We start from the raw sequence: 1,102 nt of genomic DNA on the forward strand, positions 1-1,102 counted from the left end.
TTTGTTTGGTTGATTGTTTTCAAGATTTTTTTGAGCACCTTTGTGAGCGACGAAAGAATCGCTCATAAAAGTGACATGATGTTTTTCAGAAAACCAGCAAGCGAGGGCACCAAAGTTGTCATTGATAACAACGATGTTTTGATGGTCGGGTAATGCCATTTCTTCGACGTGATTGATCAGGTACTCATCACCCGCATCCCAAGCTTGAAGCGTTTCGTTAGAACGCTTAGGAAAACGATGAAGCGTGAGGCTTCTACCGTGAAGATTCAATTCGGTTTTCATAAGTAAACGTAGGTTGATTCAATAAACTAGTGATTATTGTCGCAAATGATGGCTTACGTAGATACAAAAAGCTGTCAAATTTTCTATTTAACTCGCCGAAATAGCGTAAAGTGGCAAGCTTGTGGCTCGTGCTTTAAACGCATCAGTGCTGAATGGGCTGAACCTTTGCTAGTATTAACGCGAAACAAAGTCGCAAAATGGAAAGAGTATCAAGTCTCCACCTCTTTAGGAGTTGGGTATATACTTATGGCATTTGCATCATTGAGGAAAGAATATGATCCAAGAAATCATAGAGAAGAAGTTACATAGTGAGCTGCAACCAAGCTACTTAAAAGTTATCAACGAAAGTTACATGCACAATGTGCCGCCTGGCTCGGAAAGTCACTTTAAAGTCATTGTTGTGAGTGACTTATTTGCCGGTCAGAGATTGATTGGCCGTCACCGTCAAGTTCATCAAATTCTTGCCGATGAGCTAGACAATCATATTCACGCGCTTGCGATCCATACTTACACAGAGGAAGAGTGGAAACGTGAGCAAAATGGTGCACCAGACAGTCCAATGTGTATGGGAGGAGGGCGTTAACCCCTTTCAAACCAGACGTTTTTAGAAAGATGGCTCAGGCCATCTTTTTTTGTTTTACATTTTGTGTGGGACAAAAATGTGGCACAAATGTTGGTTAAAAAATGTGTTAACAGCGTTTCAACAAATGAATATAAATTAAAGCATATTTCAGGCTGTGAATATTTCATTTCCATAAGATATGTGTGGAATATGTCATTTGTGCGTTCGGTCAAAGTTATGACTAATATTTGACCTTTT

The 1,102-nt window shown here is 39.7% G+C and carries 2 protein-coding genes and 1 pseudogene; 1 reads left to right on the top strand and 2 read right to left on the bottom strand.

Translation table 11 applies throughout. The features are described 5' to 3' along the window. A pseudogene (locus R7Q48_RS24665) lies at positions 1 to 282 on the bottom strand (50S rRNA methyltransferase); the annotation flags it as partial. Positions 283 to 556: 274 nt separating this feature from the next. Between R7Q48_RS24665 and bolA the strand changes: the two are divergent. Next, the gene (gene bolA, locus R7Q48_RS24670; protein ID WP_005456570.1) at positions 557 to 865 is read left to right on the top strand and encodes a transcriptional regulator BolA; all 309 of its coding nucleotides are present in this window, start codon (positions 557 to 559) and stop codon (positions 863 to 865) included. Here the strand turns inward: bolA and R7Q48_RS24675 are convergent. Then, the coding region (locus tag R7Q48_RS24675) for a hypothetical protein (RefSeq protein ID WP_318132745.1) at positions 862 to 1,102 on the bottom strand (241 nt) is incomplete at its 5' end. The genes bolA and R7Q48_RS24675 overlap by 4 nt on opposite strands.

The sequence above is a fragment of the Vibrio sp. 378 genome (genome assembly GCF_033339435.1).

Bases quoted from the DNA above. Each gene is read 5' to 3' on its own strand.
- bolA (WP_005456570.1), top strand. From the start codon at position 557: ATGATCCAAGAAATCATAGAGAAGAAGTTACATAGTGAGCTGCAACCA.